Origin of the sequence: Methanoculleus sp. DTU007, from assembly GCF_001512385.1 — an archaeon.
GTDB lineage: Archaea > Halobacteriota > Methanomicrobia > Methanomicrobiales > Methanoculleaceae > Methanoculleus > Methanoculleus thermophilus.
Window position 1 is genome coordinate 2,197 of the sequence record NZ_LFRO01000044.1, and the last position, 903, is coordinate 3,099.

2 protein-coding genes are annotated in these 903 nt (G+C 59.6%); both read right to left on the bottom strand.

Annotation, left to right across the window (positions count from 1 at the left end):
- Window positions 1-449 (bottom strand): coenzyme F420-reducing hydrogenase, FrhD protein (frhD, locus tag ACI94_RS05105; protein ID WP_286681173.1); only part of this gene is annotated, 449 nt, incomplete at its 3' end.
- Window positions 450-459: 10 nt separating this feature from the next.
- Window positions 460-903 (bottom strand): nickel-dependent hydrogenase large subunit (locus tag ACI94_RS05110; RefSeq protein ID WP_286681174.1); only part of this gene is annotated, 444 nt, incomplete at its 5' end.

A 903-nucleotide genomic window follows, 5' to 3' on the forward strand; every position in this document is an offset into this window, starting at 1 on the left:
TCCAGTACGATACGTACTGTTTTGGGAATGGCACCCTCAACCTCCTCAGTGAGCCCTAGTTCAAACTCATGGCTAGCGACACGCTTGGGCTGGCAACCGATGATCGTGATATCAATGACGTCTTTTAATCGCTGTAGTGGCTCGGAAAGGTCCCACGAATGGGCATCCCGGTAGGAGCCCGGCGGCAGGTCCTCGGGCCGGAGTTTCGTCACATCACCGGGTTTGGCGCCGAAATCGACGATATCGATGATGATCAGCTTCTTGACCGGCACCTCCGCATCCTCCATCAGCGTAAAGAGGAAGTGAGGGGCGCCAAGGCCGGCGTCGATAACCTTGACGTTGTCGGGCAGTTGTAGTTTCTTGAGTTCCTCGACGACTGCAGGACCGAAACCATCGTCTCCGAAGAGGGGGTTGCCGCATCCTGCGATCACGATCTCACGGAATAGCATGCGTGTACGCTCACTGAATGAGTTTCTGGGCTACCAGTCTCTTGTCTTCGTCGATCACAATCATGTGCGTCGCACAGGAGACGCAGGGGTCGTATCCACGCATGATGACTTCCGCGAGCCTCCAGGGCGCACCGGTCAGCGCACGGCTGCAGGTGGGGAAGTTCCAGGTGGTCGGGACGAGCATCGAGAAGTACTGCACCCGGCCGTCCTTGACCCGGGCAAGGTGGACGTCGGTTCCACGGGGCGCTTCGTTTGCGGCCCATCCGAGGGAGCCGTCGCCCTGCGGGATCTCATCGGCGACTACCTTTCCAGAGGTGTTGAGCGCATCGAGTGCGTCGATGATGCCGTAGGCAGTCTCGGGGAACTCCATCTGGCGGGCGATCTGCAGGCCGATGGTGCCCTTCTCGTCGTAGTTCTTGAAGATGGCCTGGCGTGCACGCGGTCCGACCTCGAC